The sequence below is a fragment of the Frigoribacterium sp. SL97 genome, from assembly GCF_026625765.1.
In the GTDB taxonomy this organism is placed as follows: domain Bacteria; phylum Actinomycetota; class Actinomycetes; order Actinomycetales; family Microbacteriaceae; genus Frigoribacterium.
In genome coordinates this window covers 2,561,167-2,576,039 of sequence record NZ_CP113062.1, presented here as the reverse complement: position 1 = coordinate 2,576,039, position 14,873 = coordinate 2,561,167, and the positions used below count along the sequence as shown (strand labels likewise).

The following is a 14,873-nucleotide window of genomic DNA, read 5'->3' as shown; positions in this document are numbered from 1 at the left end:
TGCCGCCTGGACGAGGGGTACAGCGGGCACGGAAAAGCCTCGGGGCGGCCGGGCCTGGGCCCGACCGCCCCGAGGCGGATGACGCGTGTGCTGTCGCCTAGGCGACGGCCGTCGCGGAGGCGACGATGTTGACGACCTTGCGGCCGCCCTTGTTGCCGAACTCGACCGAGCCGGGGGCGAGGGCGAAGAGGGTGTCGTCTCCGCCGCGGCCGACGTTGACGCCGGGGTGGAAGTGGGTGCCGCGCTGGCGGACGATGATCTCGCCGGCGAGGACGACCTGGCCGCCGAAGCGCTTCACGCCGAGGCGCTGTGCGTTCGAGTCACGACCGTTGCGGGTGGACGATGCGCCCTTTTTGTGTGCCATGTGGTGTCAGCCCCTTAGTTGGTGGTGATCGAGGTGATCTTGACGCGGGTCAGGTCGGCACGGAAGCCCATGCGACGCTTGTAACCGGTCTTGTTCTTGTAGTTCTGGATGACGATCTTCGGGCCGCGCAGGTCGTTCAGGACCTCGCCCTCGACGGTGACCTTGGCCAGGTCGTCGCCCGACAGGATGGTGTCGCCGTCGACGTGCAGGACGGGGACGAACGAGACGGTGTCGGCGGTCGCGGCCTTGAGGCGGTCGACGGTCAGGATCGTGCCGACCTCGACCTTCTCCTGACGGCCACCGGCGCGCACGATTGCGAAAGCCATGGGAACTCCAAAAAAGTGGGGGATGTGACGCCCGGACTGCCGGACGACGTCGTGGTGCCACGAAGGCAACTTGGATAGTCTTTCACAAATGTCACGACCGATCAAACTTCGCCGCCCGCCGCAGTTCACGGCCGAGATCGTCGACGACGCCCGCCGGCGACTCCTCGACCTGCTGGACGACCTCGAGACGCTCACCACCGACCACGCGGACGACATCGAGGTCTGGGGTTCGGCCGTGACGACCGCCGGCTGGGAGATCGCGAGCCTCGGCCAGTGGCTCGGCCTCGAGGGCGAGGCGGTGCTGCTGCTCGGCGGCGCGTCGTACCCCGAGATCGCCGAGCACCAGGGCACCAGCGCCTCGGCCGTGTACGCGCGCGTCGGCCGGTCGCTCACCCTCGCGCCCTACGCGCACGCCTCCGGTGCCGACGGTGCGACCACCCGGGTCTCGGCCGAGGGACTCGACCAGGCCCGGGCCGAGTACGACCAGGAGGCGCGGGCCGGCGACCCGACGGACGTCGCCCCGGCGACCGCGCCCGTCGGCGACTCCCTGGCCGACCGCGTGCCCGAGGTGCTGCGGAACGGGGCCCGGCGCACCACCGAGATCGTCGCCGCCCTGCCCGACTACCGCCGGAGCAGCGTGCTCTCGACGCTGAGCGTCCTCGCCCGACAGGGAGTGGTCGACCGGGTGGGGCACGGCGTCTACGCCCTGCCCCACCCGCCGACCGACTGAGTCCCCGGGCGGCGTCGGCCGATCAGACCGGGGTGTCGCCCACCGCGTCGTCGAGTCCGAACGCCCGCAGCTCGTCGTCGTCCAGCAGTCGTGACCTGATCAGGAACCGCCGGCCTTCCGGGCTCTCGATCGAGAACCCGGCCCCGCGGCCCGGCACGACGTCGATCGTGAGGTGCGTGTACTTCCAGTACTCGAACTGGCTCCGGGACATGTAGACCTCGATCGGGTCGATCCCGTCGACGTGCAGGTCGCCCAGATGGACGTCGACGGCTCCCACCCGGAAGAACCCGACGGGGTAGCACATCGGCGACGAACCGTCGCAGCAGCCACCCGACTGGTGGAACATCAGCGGGCCGTGCTGCGCCGTCAGGGACACGAGGAACGCCGCCGCCTCGGGGGAGACGTCGACCCGGGAGGGGGTGGCGGCGACCATCCCGGAGGCGGGGGCCGGCGTGACCGCGCCGACCCGCGCCTCCTCGGCTGCTGCCGCTGCCGGCGCGACGGCGGCCGTCTGCTCGGGCGTCATCAGAAGAAGCCCATCGGACCGTCCGCGTAGCTGACCAGCAGGTTCTTGGTCTGCTGGTAGTGGTCGAGCATCATCTTGTGGTTCTCGCGACCGATGCCGGACTGTTTGTAGCCGCCGAACGCCGCCCCGGCGGGGTACTGGTGGTACGTGTTCGACCAGACGCGACCGGCCTGGATGTCGCGGCCGGCCCGGTAGAGCTGGGCACCGTTGCGGCTCCAGACGCCGGCACCGAGACCGTAGAGGGTGTCGTTGGCGATCTTGATGGCGTCGTCGTAGTCGCTGAAGCTCGTCAGGGACAGGACGGGGCCGAAGATCTCCTCCTGGAAGATCCGCATCGAGTTGCGGCCCTCGAAGATCGTCGGGTTGACGTAGTAGCCGCCGGTCAGGTCGCCGCCCAGGTCGGCCCGGTCGCCGCCGAGCAACAGCGTCGCGCCTTCCTGCTTGCCGATGTCCATGTAGCTCAGGATCTTCTCGAGCTGGTCGTTGGACGCCTGGGCGCCGATCATGGTGTCCATCGAGAGCGGGTCGCCCTGCTTCACCTTCTTCACCCGCTCGACGCCGTCGGCGGTGAACTGGTCGTAGATCGACTGCTGCACGAGCGCCCGGCTCGGGCAGGTGCACACCTCGCCCGAGTTCAGGTTGAAGAACGAGAAGCCCTCGAGGGCCTTGTCGTAGAAGTCGTCCCGTTCGTCGGCGACGTCGGCGAAGAAGACGTTCGGGCTCTTGCCGCCGAGCTCGAGCGTCACCGGGATGAGGTTCTCGCTCGCCATCTGCATGATCAGGCGCCCGGTGGTGGTCTCGCCGGTGAACGCGATCTTGCGGATGTTCGGGTGGCTCGCCAGGGGGGCGCCGGCCTCGACGCCGAAGCCGTTGACGATGTTGAGCACCCCGGCGGGCAGGAGGTCCTTGACGAGGTCCATGAAGACGTGGATCGACGCGGGGGTCTGCTCGGCCGGCTTGAGGACGACGCAGTTGCCGGCGGCGAGGGCGGGGGCGAGCTTCCACACGGCCATCAGCAGCGGGAAGTTCCAGGGGATGATCTGGCCGACCACGCCGAGCGGTTCGTGGAAGTGGTAGGCGACGGTGTCGGCGTCGATCTCGCCGGTCGAACCCTCCTGCGCCCGGATCGCCCCGGCGAAGTAGCGGAAGTGGTCGATCGCGAGCGGGACGTCGGCGGCGAGGGCCTCACGGATGGGCTTGCCGTTGTCCCAGGTCTCGGCGACGGCGAGCATCTCGAGGTTCGCCTCCATGACGTCGGCGATCCTGTTGAGGATCAGCGCGCGTTGGGCGATCGTCGTCTTCTTCCACGAGTCGAACGCGCGCCAGGCGGCCTCGACCGCCTTGTCGACGTCCGCGGCGTTGCCCCGGGCGACCTCCGTGAAGACCTTGCCGTTCACCGGGCTCGGGTTCTCGAAGTACTGCCCGCTCGCCGGGGCGACGTACTCGCCGCCGATGAAGTGGTCGTAGCGGGGCTTGAAGGCCACCTTCGCGTCGGGCCGTCCCGGCGCGGCGTAGGTGTTCGGGGGAGTGGTGACGGTCATGACGGTCCCTTTCGACGACGGTGTCGGGTCGGTGGCGGGGGTCGCCCGCCGCTGGCGGCAGGCTACGTCGGGCGGGGTTGCATCCGGTTGCGCGTCAGTCCCGGCCACCGAGCGCCTCGAGGTGCGCGACCAGGTGCGTCCGCCGGGGCGATCCCGGCGGAAGCCGACGCAGCAGCTCGAGCAGCACGCGCACGTCGTCGCGACCCGCGTCCGACTCGGAGTAGGACACCAGGCTCTCGATCGACCCGCCGGTGAGCAGCGCGTCCCGGACGGTCGCCGCGACCTCGACCCGCAGCGCCACGACGCCGGGTGCCGTGGACGAGGGCAGCGCCGGGCCGGTGTCGGCTCGCACGGCGGCGCGGTGGGCACCGCGGTCGACGAGTCCGACGAGCGCGTCGAGGTCGAGGGCCACCGGGCGGGGCAGGCGGTACGGGCGCGACAGGGGGACCAGCGTGGGGTCGAGGGCCTCGACGACGTGCCGCAGGCGCACCATCTCGGGGCGCAGGGTGGACACCGCGTCGACGTCGCCGTAGACCGCGTCGGCCAATTCGTGAGCGGTGTAGCCGGCGGTCCGGTGGGCGAGCAGGGTCATGATCTCGGAGTGCCGGGCACCCAGCGCGATGCGGCCGTCCCCGACCGTGAGGACGGCTTCGTCACGGCCCAGGGTCGTCAGGCCGGCGGGGGAGTCCGGACCGGATCGGACCGGCCGCCGGGGGTGCGGGTCGGGACGCGATCGACCGCAGCGAATCCCAGGAGCGCGAGGTGCGCCTCCACGGCCGCGACGGTCGCCGTGACCAGGGGCAGCGTCAACGAGCCGGCCGCCCGCTCGTCTCCCGTGATGTCGACGACTCCGATGACGTGCCCGTCGACGGGATCGTGGACCGGGACGGCCGTGCAGCTCCAGGCCCGCACGCGGTGGTTCCAGTGCTCGTCGCCGCGGATCTGCACGCCCCGGTCGAGCACGAGGGCGGTGCCCGGGGCCGAGGTGCCGACCCGCGACTCCGACCAGCCCGCACCGGCGACGAACAGCATGTCCTCGGCGCGGCGGCGGGCCGCGTGGTCGCCCTCGACCCAGAGCAGGCGTCCGTGCTCGTCGCCCAGCGCGACGAGCAGTCCCGAGCCCGAGACGTCGTCCGTGAGCAGACGACGCACCACGGGCAGCGCGAGCGCCAACGGGTGGTCCCGACGCCAGACGTCGAGGTCGTCCTCGGGCAGCTCGAGTCGGGGCAGGCCGTCGGGATCGAGCCGGTGCCGGGAGGCGCGGTCCCACGAGTCGCGCACCACCCGGCGCTGCGGCCCGACGTCGCGGGGCGGACGGCTCGCGGTCAGCGTCATGGAGCACCAATCGTCGTCGATCGGGGCGAGTCGGCCGTCGTGCGGCGTCGTCGCCGGGGTGCTGTCAGCGTACGGTGGCGTGCGGCCGTCGGGGAAGGGCGGCGCGTGGGGGTCTGCTGTGACCTCGGGGAACCGTCGGTCCCGTCGGCAACTCCTGCTTCCCGTCGCGCCGTCGCGGGACGTCCCCGGGGGCAGGGGCCGTCGTCGTGCGCGGGCGACAGGAGTCAGGAGTCACCGACGCACGGCGTCGCGGGCGGCCGCGATCGTCGCGTCCAGCGCCTCGGGCCACGGGGTCGGTCCGATGTCGAGCAGGAGTTCGCTCTCGGACGAGTCCACGACGAAGGGCGAGTCGAACTGGTACTGCATCGCCCTCACCTCGCGGAGGAACGGCACCGTGCGGGTCAGGCCGGCCCACAGCAGCGGGTTCCACGGGCGGACGCGACCGGTCAGGCCGTAGCGGCGCCGCGCCTCCTCGGCGATCGCGACCCGTGAGGCGTGGGTGGCGTGCGGCGTCAGCCAGGCGCGTCCCCACTCGTCGCGGTCGATGGCGGCCACGAGGGTCGAGACGACGTCGGGCAGGTACGCCCAGGCGTGCGGCTGGGTCACGTCGCCGACCGCGTGGGCGGTGCGGCCCGCGACGAGCGGCCCGAAGAAGTCGCTGCCGAGGTGGGCGTTGCGCCCGGCACCGGGCCCGAAGTAGTCGCTCGCGCGCACCTCGACGGCCCGGACGCCCCGGTCGGCCGCGGCCAGGAGCCGCTGCCAGCTGTCGGCACGCACCCTGCCCTTCCCCCGGCGGAGGCGAGGGGCGTGTGCTCGGTCATCGGCTCGGACACCGGCCCGTGGCCGTAGAGGTTGCCCATCAGCACGATGCCCGCCCCCGTGGTGGAGGCCGTCTCGATCAGGGCCGTGGTGATGGCCGGCCACTCGACGCCCCAGGCGGGGTAGGGCGGGTTCGAACAGACCACGATCGTGTCGACGCCGTGGGCCGCGTTCGTCAGGGCGGCGGCGTCCTTGGCGTCGAGCGTGAACGGGGCGGCCCCGGTGATCGCGGTGCCGCGGCGGGTGGCGACGCGCACGGTGTCGCCCCGCTCGGCGAGGCGGCGGACGAGGGGGGTGCCGATGGCTCCGGCTCCGACGACGAGATGGGTGGGCATGGGGTCCTCCTGGGGCAATGAGCGAGAGCGGTGCTCTCGGATCTGACCCTAGGGTAGGGCGGCCCGACACGCAAGAGCGGTGCTCTCGTTTGTGTCGCGTGCTCTCGGACGACAGGATCGGGGCATGACCACGAACGCAGGGGACGACGGACGCGACCGGGCCGTGGGGGGCGTCCGCGAGCGCGCACGGACCGAGATCGTCGAGCGCGCCCTCGCCTCGGCCCACCGGCAACTGGCCGAGGTGGGAGCGGCCGCCCTGTCGGTGCGCGCCGTCGCGCGCGACCTGGGCATGGCGTCGTCGGCGATCTACCGGTACTTCCCGAGCCGCGACGCCCTGCTGACCTGCCTGATCACCGACGCCTACGTCGACCTCGCCGAGGCCGCCCGTCGGGCCGAGCAGGCCGTCGACCGGGCCGACCACCAGGAGCGCTTCCGCGAGACGGCCCGTGCGACCCGTCGCTGGGCGATCGCCGACCCGCACCGCTACGCCCTGCTCTACGGCTCACCGGTCCCCGGGTACGCGGCCCCCGTCGACACCGTCGAACCGGCGATTGCGGTGGGGCTGCTCCTGCTCGGGGCGGTCGACGACGCGGCGGCGAGCGGAGCCACGTTGCGGGCGATGCCCGTGCGAGCCGGCCTGGCCGACGAGTTCACGCAGCTCGCCCAGGGCCTCGGGGCGTCGGTCGCCCCCGGTGTGCTGGCCGCGGGCATCACCGCCTGGACGGCCCTCTACGGGCATCTCAGCTTCGAGCTCTTCGGTCACCTCACCGACGTCGTCACCGACCGCGACGCCTGGTTCGAGTCGTTCCTCGACGAGCAGATCGCTCGCATCTGGGGCTGACGCCCCGCTGACGCCCCCGCTGTGGGCGCGGGACGAGGCGCCTGCAGGAGGCGCGGGTCAGCTCGCGCAGTCGATGCAGAGTCGGGCGGTGGGTCGCGCCTCGAGCCGAGCGTCGCCGATCCGGGCCGCACATCGCTCGCAGCGCCCGAAGGTGCCGTCGGCGAGCCGGGCCAGGGCGGCCTCGGCGTCGGCGGCGCGTTCGAGGGCCGATCGCCGGACGGCGTCGAGCTGCGACCGTTCGTAGGCGATCGTGGACCCCTCGGGGTCGTGCTCGTCGTCGACGTTGGCTCCCTCGCGGGCCGCGGCCACCGCCTCCATGTCCCCGAGCAGTCGCGCGGCCAGCGCCAGGGCCTCGTCGCGTGTGGTGCGCAACCGGTCCGAGGGATCGAGCACGAGGCGGTGCCTCAGGCCCCGACGAGCGTCGGCACCTCTTCGCCGGCGCGGGGCGGTGCCGGGGGAGTGCCGTCGCCGAAGGGGCGGCCACCGAGCTGCTCGCGCCCGTGGTCGGTGAGCCATCCCGAGGCGTCCGGACCGACCGGGACGATGCCCGTGGGGTTGATGTCGGAGTGCACGACGTAGTAGTGCGCCTTGATCTGGTCGAAGTCGATCGTGTCGCCGAACCCGGGGGTCTGGAACAGGTCGCGGGCGTAGGCCCAGAGCACCGGCATCTCGCTGAGCTTGTTCCGGTTGCACTTGAAGTGCCCGTGGTAGACGGCGTCGAACCGGGCGAGCGTGGTGAACAGCCGGATGTCGGCCTCGGTGATGGTGTCGCCCACGAGGTAGCGCTGACCGGCCAGTCGCTCGGACAACCAGTCGAGCCGCTCGAAGAGGGTGCGGTAGGCCCGCTCGTAGCTCTTCTGCGACCCGGCGAAACCGGCGCGGTAGACCCCGTTGTTGACGTCGTGGAAGACCACGGCGTTCACCTCGTCGATCTCGCCGCGGAGGGCCTCGGGGTAGAGGTCGGGGGCGCCCTCACGGTGGTGGGCGGTCCACTCGGTCGCGAAGTCGAGGGTGATCTGGGGGAAGTCGTTCGTGACGACCTTGCCGCTCGGCACGTCGACGATCGCCGGCACGGTGATGCCGCGCGGGTAGTCGGGCGTGCGGGCGAAGAACGCCTCTTGGAGGCGTTCGATGCCGAGGACGGGGTCACGACCGTCGGGGTCGAGGTCGAAGGTCCAGCTGCGGGCGTCGTGCGTGGGGCCGGGCAAGCCGAGCGAGATCGCGTCCTCCAGCCCGAGCAGGCGTCGCGAGATGACGCTGCGGTTCGCCCAGGGGCAGGCCCGGGCGGCGACCAGGCGGTAGCGACCGGCCTCGACCGGCCACCCGTCGACGGCATCGCGCGTGATGCGGTCCTCGATGTAGTTGGTGTCGCGGGTGTACTCCTGACCCGGTTCGACGTAGCTGCCCTTGACCTGCTGATCGCTCATGTCGCCACCCTACGCACGGGGTGTCGGCAATTCCTGGCTGCTGCGACGTGCAGGGACGAGCGGCGGCCCCGGCCGCCGTGGTGGCGACACGGGTCAGGAGTTGCCGACGGCCAGGGACGAGGAGGCGCGGGCCGCGTTCCAGTCGCGCCACATCGCCTTGAGGTCCCACGCGTTCTCGGCCTCGAGCGAGATGCCGCGCTCGCCGGTGCGACGCGTGCGTCCCTGGATCACCATCAGCTGTGTGCCGAACAGCAGCGAGCCGGCGCGGGCCTGGGCCTCCTCGAAGAACGTGGAGTCGGAGCAGCCGCTGCCGTCGTCGAGGCTGATGAAGACCACGCGTTTGCCGCTGCGCATCGGCGGGGTCTGGGTCGCGATGCGGATGCCCGCCACGAGCACGGTCGTGCCGTTCCAGTGGTCGCGCAGGTCGGCGGCGCGCACCACGCCCAGGTCGTCGAGCATGGGCCGGTAGCTCTCGATCACGTGTTCGCTGACCTCCATCGAGAGGATGTCGAGCTCGTCGGCGACCCGCTGCCGGGCGTCGACGTCGGGCGTGCCGGTCGGCACCGTGTCGGAGTCGTCGATCGAGAAGTCGAGCTGGTTCTCGACGTCGGTGGCCTTCGGGCGCGACGACCGGCCGGTGAGCGCCCGCACCCGCGCCAGGACGTCGCCGCGGGTGCGGCCGGGCCCGGCGACCGAGTCGAGCGCCCCGACCTGCGCCAGGCGCTCGAAGAGGGATCGAGACGGCGTCGCCCGCTGCCAGAAGTCGGTGATCGAGTCGTAGGGACGGTTCACGACCACCCGGGCCAACTCGGCGTCGCTGATGCCGTGCACGTCGGCCAGCGACAGCCGCAGACCGAGGTCGCCGACCCGGGTCGGCGCGATCGGGGTCGCGGGCGGCCGGAGGCGCTCGACCCGGTAGACGTCGGTCGAGGCGTTGACGTCGAGCGGCAGCACGGGGACGCCCATGCGTCGCGCCTCGGTCAGCAGCAACCGCTTCGGGTACATGCCCGGGTCGTGGGTGAGGACGCCCGCCAGGAACTCGGCCGGGTAGTGGGTCTTCAACCACGCGCTCTGGTAGGTCGGCAGGGCGAACGCGGCCCCGTGGGCCTTGCAGAAGCCGAACGACCCGAACCCCTTGAGCGCGGCCCAGATCCGGTCGACCGCGGCGTCGTCGAAGCGTCGCCTCCCGGTCGCGGGGTCGAGGTTGCCGCGGGTGCGCTTGCGGAAGGTGGCCTCGAGCGCGTCGTCGTCGCCCTTGCCCATGTGCCGTCGGATCTCGTCGGCCTCGGCGAGCGACACCTGCATGGTCGCCTCGAGGATGCGCAGCACGTGCTCGTGGTAGATGACCACCCCGTAGCTGTCGTCGAGGAACGACGCGAAGCTCGGGTGCAGGTAGTCGGGCTGTTGGAATCCGTGCTTGGTGTCGAGGAACGGCGCGATCATGTTGCCCTTCATCGGGCCGGGCCGGAACAGCGAGATGTCGGCGATGAGGTCTTCGTAGCGGTCGGGCTGCATCTTGCCGATCAGCTCGCGCTGACCGGGGCTCTCGATCTGGAACATGCCGAGCGTGTGGGTGGTGCGGATCGCCTCGAAGGTGGGCTCGTCGTCGTGCGGGATCTCGTCGAGCTCGATCCGACCCTGGCGGTTCACGTAGGGCACGTCGACGGGCAGGGCTCCGGCGAGGGCGGCACGGGGGCCGTTGACGCGTTCGATCTCGTCGAGGGCGTAAGCGAGCGAGCTCTGCATGCGGACGCCGAGGACGTCCAGCTTGAGCAGGCCGGCGTCGTTCATGTCGTACTTGTCGAACTGGCTCATCGGCAGGCCGATGCCGCTGGGCTGGACGGGGGTCGTGCTGAGCAGGTCGGAGTCGCCGAGGATGACCCCGCACGGGTGCATCGAGATGTGCCGGGGCAGACGGTCGAGCCGTTCGCTGAGGTCGACGAGCAGGTCGATCTGGTCGTTGCTCCGGGCGAGTTCGGCGATCTCGCGCAGCTCGGGTTTCTCGGCCATCGCCGTGCGCAGGTCTCGGGCGTTCGACCGCCAGACGTTCTTGGCCACGAGGTCGATCTGCTCGTCGTCGAGGCCCAGCGCGAGACCGGCGTCGCGCACCGCCCCGCGTCCGCGGTAGGTGGACTGCATCGACATGAGCGTGACCCGGTTGCTGCCGTACCGGTCGAAGATCGCCCGGTAGACCTCGTGCCGCCGCGCCGCCTCGACGTCGATGTCGATGTCGGGCAGGGTCTCGCGCTTGTTGCCGAGGAACCGTTCGAACAGCAGGTCGTGCTCGATCGGGTCGACGTTCGAGATGCGCAGCAGGTAGGTGACGAGGCTGCCCGCCCCCGATCCCCGCGCCGCGTTGCGCACCCGCAGGTCGCGCATCAGTGCGGAGACGTCGGCCACGGTGAGGAAGTACCCGGCGAAGCCGAACCCGGTGATGATGCCGAGTTCGTAGCGCATGCGGTCCTCGACCTTGTCGCGCAGGGCACGGTCGGCGTCGCCGAAGCGTTCGGTGACGCCGGCCTGGGCCTGCCGGAACAGCGCCTGGTCGGGGTCGCCGTCGACGCCGATCGCGCTGAGCTCCGGCACCTTCGGGCGGCCCCAGCCGAGGTCGGCGACGGGGTCGAGTCGGCACCGGTCGGCCAGGCGTTCGGTGGCTGCGAGCATCTCGTCGCCGACGCTGCGGGGCAACGACGAGGCGTCGCTCACCAGACGGGCCAGTCGGCGCATGTCGGCGGGGCGTTTGAGGTAGGCCTGGGCGTTCGGTTGGGGCCGGAACGAGCCGAGGGCGGCCAGGTGCCCCGCCGAGTCGAGCACGTCGGCCGTGACGGCCTCGTCGGGATCGAGGTACCGCACGGCGTTCGTGAGCACGGCCGGCACCCCGACGTGGTCGGCCAACTCGAGCATGCGGGCGGCGTGCCGGATGCTGCGGCTCTCGCCCGGCTCGGTCAGGTGGCAGACCACCTCGACCACCACGCCGCCCGGCAGCGTCGCCGCCCAGTCGGCGAGCGACGCCGCGGCCTCGCTGTGACGCCCCGCCTGGACCAGTCGGCCCACGTCGGAGTCGGGCCCCAGCAGCACGGTCGCCGCCGGCTCGGTCTCGCCCTGGACGAAGCCCCTCACCCGGGACCGGGCGATGGTCGCCACGCTGTTGGCGCTGCCGCTGGCGCGGCGGGTGGCCCGACCGTGGGACGCGCTGATCAGCCGGCACAGCGCCGCCCACCCCGCCTTCGCCGGCCCGCCGCCCCGCGCCCCGTGCGCCAGCACCACGATGCGGTCGACCCCGCCGACGGCCCCGCCGCCGTCGGCACCACCGTCCACGAACCCCTCGCGGTCGTCCCGGCACCCCAGCTCGACTCCGACGATCGGGTCGACGCCCGCCGTCCGGCAGGCCCCGACGTGCCGGATCGCCCCGTACAGCCCGTCCCGGTCGGTGATCGCCGCCGCGTCGGCACCCGCCGCGACGGCGGCGTCGACGAGCGCCTTCGGGTGCGCCGTGCCGTGGTGGGCGCTGAACGCCGACGCGACGCGCAGGTGGGTGAAGCTCATGGTCGGTACCTCGGGCTGCTGAACCCCCGGCCGGGTCGTTCGAACAGGTGTTCGACCAGTGTACGTCGCTCCGATCGGCCGTCGCACCCCGTGGCCCGTCCCTCGGGTCCCACGGCCTGCCATCATCGGGGCATGTCCGATCGACGCCCCACCCCGACCGATCGAGGCTCCACCTCGCCCGATCGACGGTCCGCCCTGCGTCGCGACGCCCGCACCGCGACCCACTGGACCCGCGTCCTGCTGGCCCAACCGCGCCTCCTGCTCGCCGTGAAGACGGCGCTCGCCGCCGCCCTCGCCTACTGGATCGCGCCGCAGGTGCCCGGCGTCGCCGCCGACTACCCGTACTACGCGCCGCTCGGCGCCGTGATCGCGATGTACCCGACCATCAAGAGCTCGCTGCGACAGGGGTTCCAGGTGCTGGTCGGCGTGGTCGTCGGCATCGCCCTCGCCACGGCGGTCTTCTCGCTGCAGGACGGTCAGCCCGGCGTGTTGGCGGTGGCGCTCGTCGTCGGGGTCGGCGTGCTCGTGGCCGGCATCCGCTGGCTCGGCGCCGGTCGCGACTGGGTGCTCACGGCCGGGCTGTTCGTGCTGCTGCTCGGCGGCGCGAACGCCGAGGCCTACTCGCTGGGCTACATCGTGCAGATCGGGGTCGGCGTCGTCGTCGGCGTCATCGTCAACCTGGTGCTCGTGCCGCCGCTCTACGCCTCGCGCGCCGAGGATCGCCTCCTCCGGGTGAAGGACTCGCTGGCCGACCGGGCCGACGAGGTCGCCGGCGTGTTCGAGACCCCCTGGCCCCTCGAGGACGACGAATGGGAGCGTCGCGTGGGCGTCCTGCCGAGCACCCTCCGCCGCGTCCGCGAGACCGTCGCGTACGCGGACGAGTCCCGTCGCATGAACCCGCGGTGGTTGCTCCGCCGCCGCGACCTCGGCCAGGAGTACGCGGATCTCGCCACGTACGAGCGCGTCTCGTTCCACCTGCAGGACGTCGCCGAGGTCTCGGGCATCCTCGGTCGCCGGATCGGCCGGCAGATCGGCATGCCCGACGACCTCGCGCCCGACGTCGCCCACGCCGTGCACGGCGTCGCCACCGTCATCCGACGCCACGGGGCCGACGACGTCGACGCGTTCACCGACGCCCGGCGACGCGTCGCGGACCTCTGGGACGCCGTCGACCGCCACCGGGACCGCCCGACCACGGACACGAGCGGCGGCGTCTCGATCGCCGTCTCGCTCGGACGCATCATCGCCGCGCTCGACCCCGACGACACCACCGCGCCCCGCCCCGAGGACGACGCCGCCGAGGAGGGGCGCGCGGCCGACGACGACGACACCGGCGGCCGGGTGGGCGGCACCGACAGCACGGGGCCGGTCGACGACGACAGCGCACCCCGCGACACCGCCCCGCACGACACCGTGCAGGACGGCGAGGCCGACGCCGGTCGCTGACCCCGATACGGCGCTCACCCTCCGGGAGCAGTACGGTTGACCGGGCACCGGCGCCGAGACGCGACCCGTGCCCTCCGCGGCCGGGGCGGTCGACGGGAATGTCCGTCCCCCCTGTGCGTTGACACCCGTGGCCCCGAGAACCCCCGCCGCCTGATCGACCAGCGACGACACGATCGTCGCCCTCCCACGAAAGCTGCACTGTGACAGACACCACCACCCTCATCATCCTCGGAGCCAGCGGAGACCTCACCGAGCGTCTGCTGCTCCCCGGCCTCGCGAGCCTGCTCAAGAGCGACCGCGGCGTCGACGTCCAGCTCATCGGCACCGGCCGCAGCGAGCGCAGCCCCGAAGAGTGGGACGACGTCGTGAAGACCGCCTTCAACGGCGACGCCGGCAGCGACCTCGCCAAGAAGACGCTGGCGTCGAGCCGGTACATCCAGGGCGACCCGACCACGGTCGAGCACCTGAAGGCCCTGTTCGAGGCCAGCGAGGGCACGCCGGTCATGTACTTCGCCCTGCCGCCCGCCATCAGCACCAAGGTGATCCAGGCGCTCGCCGAGATCGACCTGCCCGACGGCCTGCGCCTCGCCCTCGAGAAGCCGTTCGGCTCGGACGAAGAGAGCGCTCGCGAGCTCAACGCCGAACTCCTCAAGATCGTCCCCGAGGAGCGCATCCACCGCACCGACCACTTCCTCGGTCGCGCGACGGTCCTCAACATGATCGGCCTGCGCTTCGCCAACCGCCTCTTCGAGCCGGTCTGGAACAGCGAGAACATCGAGAAGGTCGAGATCTTCTACGACGAGGTCCTCGGCCTCGAGGGTCGCGCCCAGTACTACGACAAGGCCGGCGCACTGATCGACATGATCCAGAGCCACCTGCTGCAGGTGCTCGCCGTCATCGCGATGGACGCCCCGTCGAGCATCGACTCGGTCGAGCTGCGCAGCGAGATCGCCCGCGTCCTGCGCGCCACCTGGGTCAAGGACGCCGACCCGGTCGCCTCGAGCCGTCGCGCCCAGTACGCGGCCGGCACGATCGACGGCAAGGACGTCCCCGCCTACGCCGACGAGGACGGCGTCGACAACGAGCGCCAGACCGAGACCCTCGCCGAGGTCGAGTTCGAGGTCAAGACCCGTCGCTGGGCGGGCGTGCCGTTCATCCTGCGTTCGGGCAAGGGCATGACCAAGATCCGCAAAGAGGTGCTCATCACCTTCAAGCCGGTCCCCGCGCTTCCCGAGGGCCTCAACGGCTCGTCGACGCCCGACACGCTCCGCATCGAGATCAGCCCCGAGACGATGGAGCTCGGCGTCACCACGAACGGCTCGGGCAACCCCTTCGACCTCGAGAAGTCGACGATGTCGGTCACCCTGGGCAAGCCCGAGCTCACGCCCTACGGCGAGGTGCTCAGCGGCATCTTCCACGACGACCCGACGCTCTCGATCCGCGGCGACGTGGCCGAGCGCTGCTGGGCGATCGTCGCTCCCGTGATCGAGGCCTGGAAGGCCGACCAGGTGCCCCTCGACACCTACGCCGCCGGGTCGACCGGTCCGTCGGACTGGCCCGCCTGATCCTGGTCGCGCACTCCTGACCGGCAGACCTCGACGGCCGCCCCGCTCTCCCGAGCAGGGCGGCCGTCGTCG

15 protein-coding genes are annotated in these 14,873 nt (G+C 71.9%); 4 read left to right on the top strand and 11 right to left on the bottom strand.

The annotated features are described in order from the left end of the window. Positions 1-97: 97 nt before the first annotated feature. Both rpmA and rplU read right to left on the bottom strand, forming a co-directional pair. Entirely contained in the window at positions 98-364 is a 267-nt protein-coding gene (gene rpmA, locus OVA02_RS12695) for a 50S ribosomal protein L27 (protein ID WP_043596143.1), read from the bottom strand. Between the two features lie 14 nt (positions 365-378). Beyond that, positions 379-690: a 50S ribosomal protein L21 gene (rplU, locus tag OVA02_RS12690; RefSeq protein WP_054144935.1), complete on the bottom strand. Its 312-nt coding sequence runs from the start codon at positions 688-690 to the stop codon at positions 379-381. 88 nt (positions 691-778) lie between these two features. Here rplU and OVA02_RS12685 point away from each other — a divergent pair, with 88 nt between their 5' ends. Continuing rightward, positions 779-1,420 carry a hypothetical protein gene (locus OVA02_RS12685; protein ID WP_159826417.1) on the top strand — a complete coding sequence of 214 codons (642 nt, stop codon included), beginning with the start codon at positions 779-781 and terminating at the stop codon, positions 1,418-1,420. Between the two features lie 22 nt (positions 1,421-1,442). Here the strand turns inward: OVA02_RS12685 and OVA02_RS12680 are convergent, their stop codons facing one another. The 6 genes from OVA02_RS12680 to OVA02_RS12655 form a co-directional block, all read right to left on the bottom strand. Beyond that, a complete protein-coding gene (locus tag OVA02_RS12680; RefSeq protein WP_267659705.1) occupies positions 1,443-1,853 on the bottom strand; it encodes a DUF779 domain-containing protein in 411 nt (136 codons plus the stop codon). A 92-nt stretch (positions 1,854-1,945) separates the two neighbouring features. Continuing rightward, positions 1,946-3,487, bottom strand: a complete 1,542-nt coding sequence (locus OVA02_RS12675; RefSeq protein WP_056045771.1) for an aldehyde dehydrogenase family protein — start codon at positions 3,485-3,487, stop codon at positions 1,946-1,948. Between the two features lie 94 nt (positions 3,488-3,581). Beyond that, positions 3,582-4,079, bottom strand: a complete 498-nt coding sequence (locus OVA02_RS12670) for a hypothetical protein (protein WP_267658619.1) — start codon at positions 4,077-4,079, stop codon at positions 3,582-3,584. A gap of 77 nt (positions 4,080-4,156) precedes the next feature. Then, positions 4,157-4,822: a GAF domain-containing protein gene (locus tag OVA02_RS12665; protein WP_267658618.1), complete on the bottom strand. Its 666-nt coding sequence runs from the start codon at positions 4,820-4,822 to the stop codon at positions 4,157-4,159. Positions 4,823-5,053: 231 nt separating this feature from the next. Further along, positions 5,054-5,428 (bottom strand): hypothetical protein, encoded by a 375-nt coding sequence (locus tag OVA02_RS12660; RefSeq protein ID WP_267658617.1) that lies wholly within the window; start codon positions 5,426-5,428, stop codon positions 5,054-5,056. Beyond that, the gene (locus OVA02_RS12655) at positions 5,425-5,976 is read right to left on the bottom strand and encodes an NAD-dependent epimerase/dehydratase family protein (protein ID WP_267658616.1); all 552 of its coding nucleotides are present in this window, start codon (positions 5,974-5,976) and stop codon (positions 5,425-5,427) included. Before OVA02_RS12655 ends, OVA02_RS12660 begins: the two co-directional genes overlap by 4 nt. Before the next feature lie 124 nt (positions 5,977-6,100). Between OVA02_RS12655 and OVA02_RS12650 the strand changes: the two genes are divergently transcribed. Further along, positions 6,101-6,817, top strand: coding sequence for a TetR/AcrR family transcriptional regulator (locus tag OVA02_RS12650; protein ID WP_267658615.1), 717 nt, complete (start codon positions 6,101-6,103; stop codon positions 6,815-6,817). Positions 6,818-6,874: 57 nt separating this feature from the next. On the opposite strand, the gene OVA02_RS12645 is transcribed toward OVA02_RS12650, so the two are convergent. The 3 genes from OVA02_RS12645 to OVA02_RS12635 all read right to left on the bottom strand — a co-directional run bounded on the left by OVA02_RS12645 (position 6,875) and on the right by OVA02_RS12635 (position 11,790). Continuing rightward, the gene (locus OVA02_RS12645; RefSeq protein ID WP_235452497.1) at positions 6,875-7,210 is read right to left on the bottom strand and encodes a TraR/DksA family transcriptional regulator; all 336 of its coding nucleotides are present in this window, start codon (positions 7,208-7,210) and stop codon (positions 6,875-6,877) included. Positions 7,211-7,221: 11 nt separating this feature from the next. Beyond that, a complete protein-coding gene (locus OVA02_RS12640; RefSeq protein WP_123570205.1) occupies positions 7,222-8,244 on the bottom strand; it encodes a glutathione S-transferase family protein in 1,023 nt (340 codons plus the stop codon). 93 nt (positions 8,245-8,337) lie between these two features. Beyond that, the gene (locus OVA02_RS12635) at positions 8,338-11,790 is read right to left on the bottom strand and encodes a DNA polymerase III subunit alpha (protein WP_267658614.1); all 3,453 of its coding nucleotides are present in this window, start codon (positions 11,788-11,790) and stop codon (positions 8,338-8,340) included. A gap of 132 nt (positions 11,791-11,922) precedes the next feature. Here OVA02_RS12635 and OVA02_RS12630 point away from each other — a divergent pair, with 132 nt between their 5' ends. Both OVA02_RS12630 and OVA02_RS12625 read left to right on the top strand, forming a co-directional pair. After that, complete coding sequence (locus OVA02_RS12630; RefSeq protein WP_267658613.1) at positions 11,923-13,236, top strand: FUSC family protein; 1,314 nt, start codon at positions 11,923-11,925, stop codon at positions 13,234-13,236. A 200-nt stretch (positions 13,237-13,436) separates the two neighbouring features. After that, positions 13,437-14,801 (top strand): glucose-6-phosphate dehydrogenase, encoded by a 1,365-nt coding sequence (locus OVA02_RS12625; RefSeq protein WP_056045748.1) that lies wholly within the window; start codon positions 13,437-13,439, stop codon positions 14,799-14,801. The last annotated feature ends 72 nt before the right edge of the window (positions 14,802-14,873 follow it).

What these genes read in the sequence shown, in the direction of transcription:
- OVA02_RS12665 (WP_267658618.1), bottom strand. Translation starts at nt 4,822, where the DNA reads ATGACGCTGACCGCGAGCCGTCCGCCCCGCGACGTCGGGCCGCAGCGC.
- OVA02_RS12680 (WP_267659705.1), bottom strand. Translation starts at nt 1,853, where the DNA reads ATGGTCGCCGCCACCCCCTCCCGGGTCGACGTCTCCCCCGAGGCGGCG.
- OVA02_RS12685 (WP_159826417.1), top strand. Translation starts at nt 779, where the DNA reads ATGTCACGACCGATCAAACTTCGCCGCCCGCCGCAGTTCACGGCCGAG.
- OVA02_RS12670 (WP_267658619.1), bottom strand. Translation starts at nt 4,079, where the DNA reads ATGACCCTGCTCGCCCACCGGACCGCCGGCTACACCGCTCACGAATTG.
- OVA02_RS12630 (WP_267658613.1), top strand. Translation starts at nt 11,923, where the DNA reads ATGTCCGATCGACGCCCCACCCCGACCGATCGAGGCTCCACCTCGCCC.
- OVA02_RS12640 (WP_123570205.1), bottom strand. Translation starts at nt 8,244, where the DNA reads ATGAGCGATCAGCAGGTCAAGGGCAGCTACGTCGAACCGGGTCAGGAG.
- rpmA (WP_043596143.1), bottom strand. Translation starts at nt 364, where the DNA reads ATGGCACACAAAAAGGGCGCATCGTCCACCCGCAACGGTCGTGACTCG.
- OVA02_RS12635 (WP_267658614.1), bottom strand. Translation starts at nt 11,790, where the DNA reads ATGAGCTTCACCCACCTGCGCGTCGCGTCGGCGTTCAGCGCCCACCAC.
- rplU (WP_054144935.1), bottom strand. Translation starts at nt 690, where the DNA reads ATGGCTTTCGCAATCGTGCGCGCCGGTGGCCGTCAGGAGAAGGTCGAG.
- OVA02_RS12675 (WP_056045771.1), bottom strand. Translation starts at nt 3,487, where the DNA reads ATGACCGTCACCACTCCCCCGAACACCTACGCCGCGCCGGGACGGCCC.
- OVA02_RS12650 (WP_267658615.1), top strand. Translation starts at nt 6,101, where the DNA reads ATGACCACGAACGCAGGGGACGACGGACGCGACCGGGCCGTGGGGGGC.
- OVA02_RS12655 (WP_267658616.1), bottom strand. Translation starts at nt 5,976, where the DNA reads ATGCCCACCCATCTCGTCGTCGGAGCCGGAGCCATCGGCACCCCCCTC.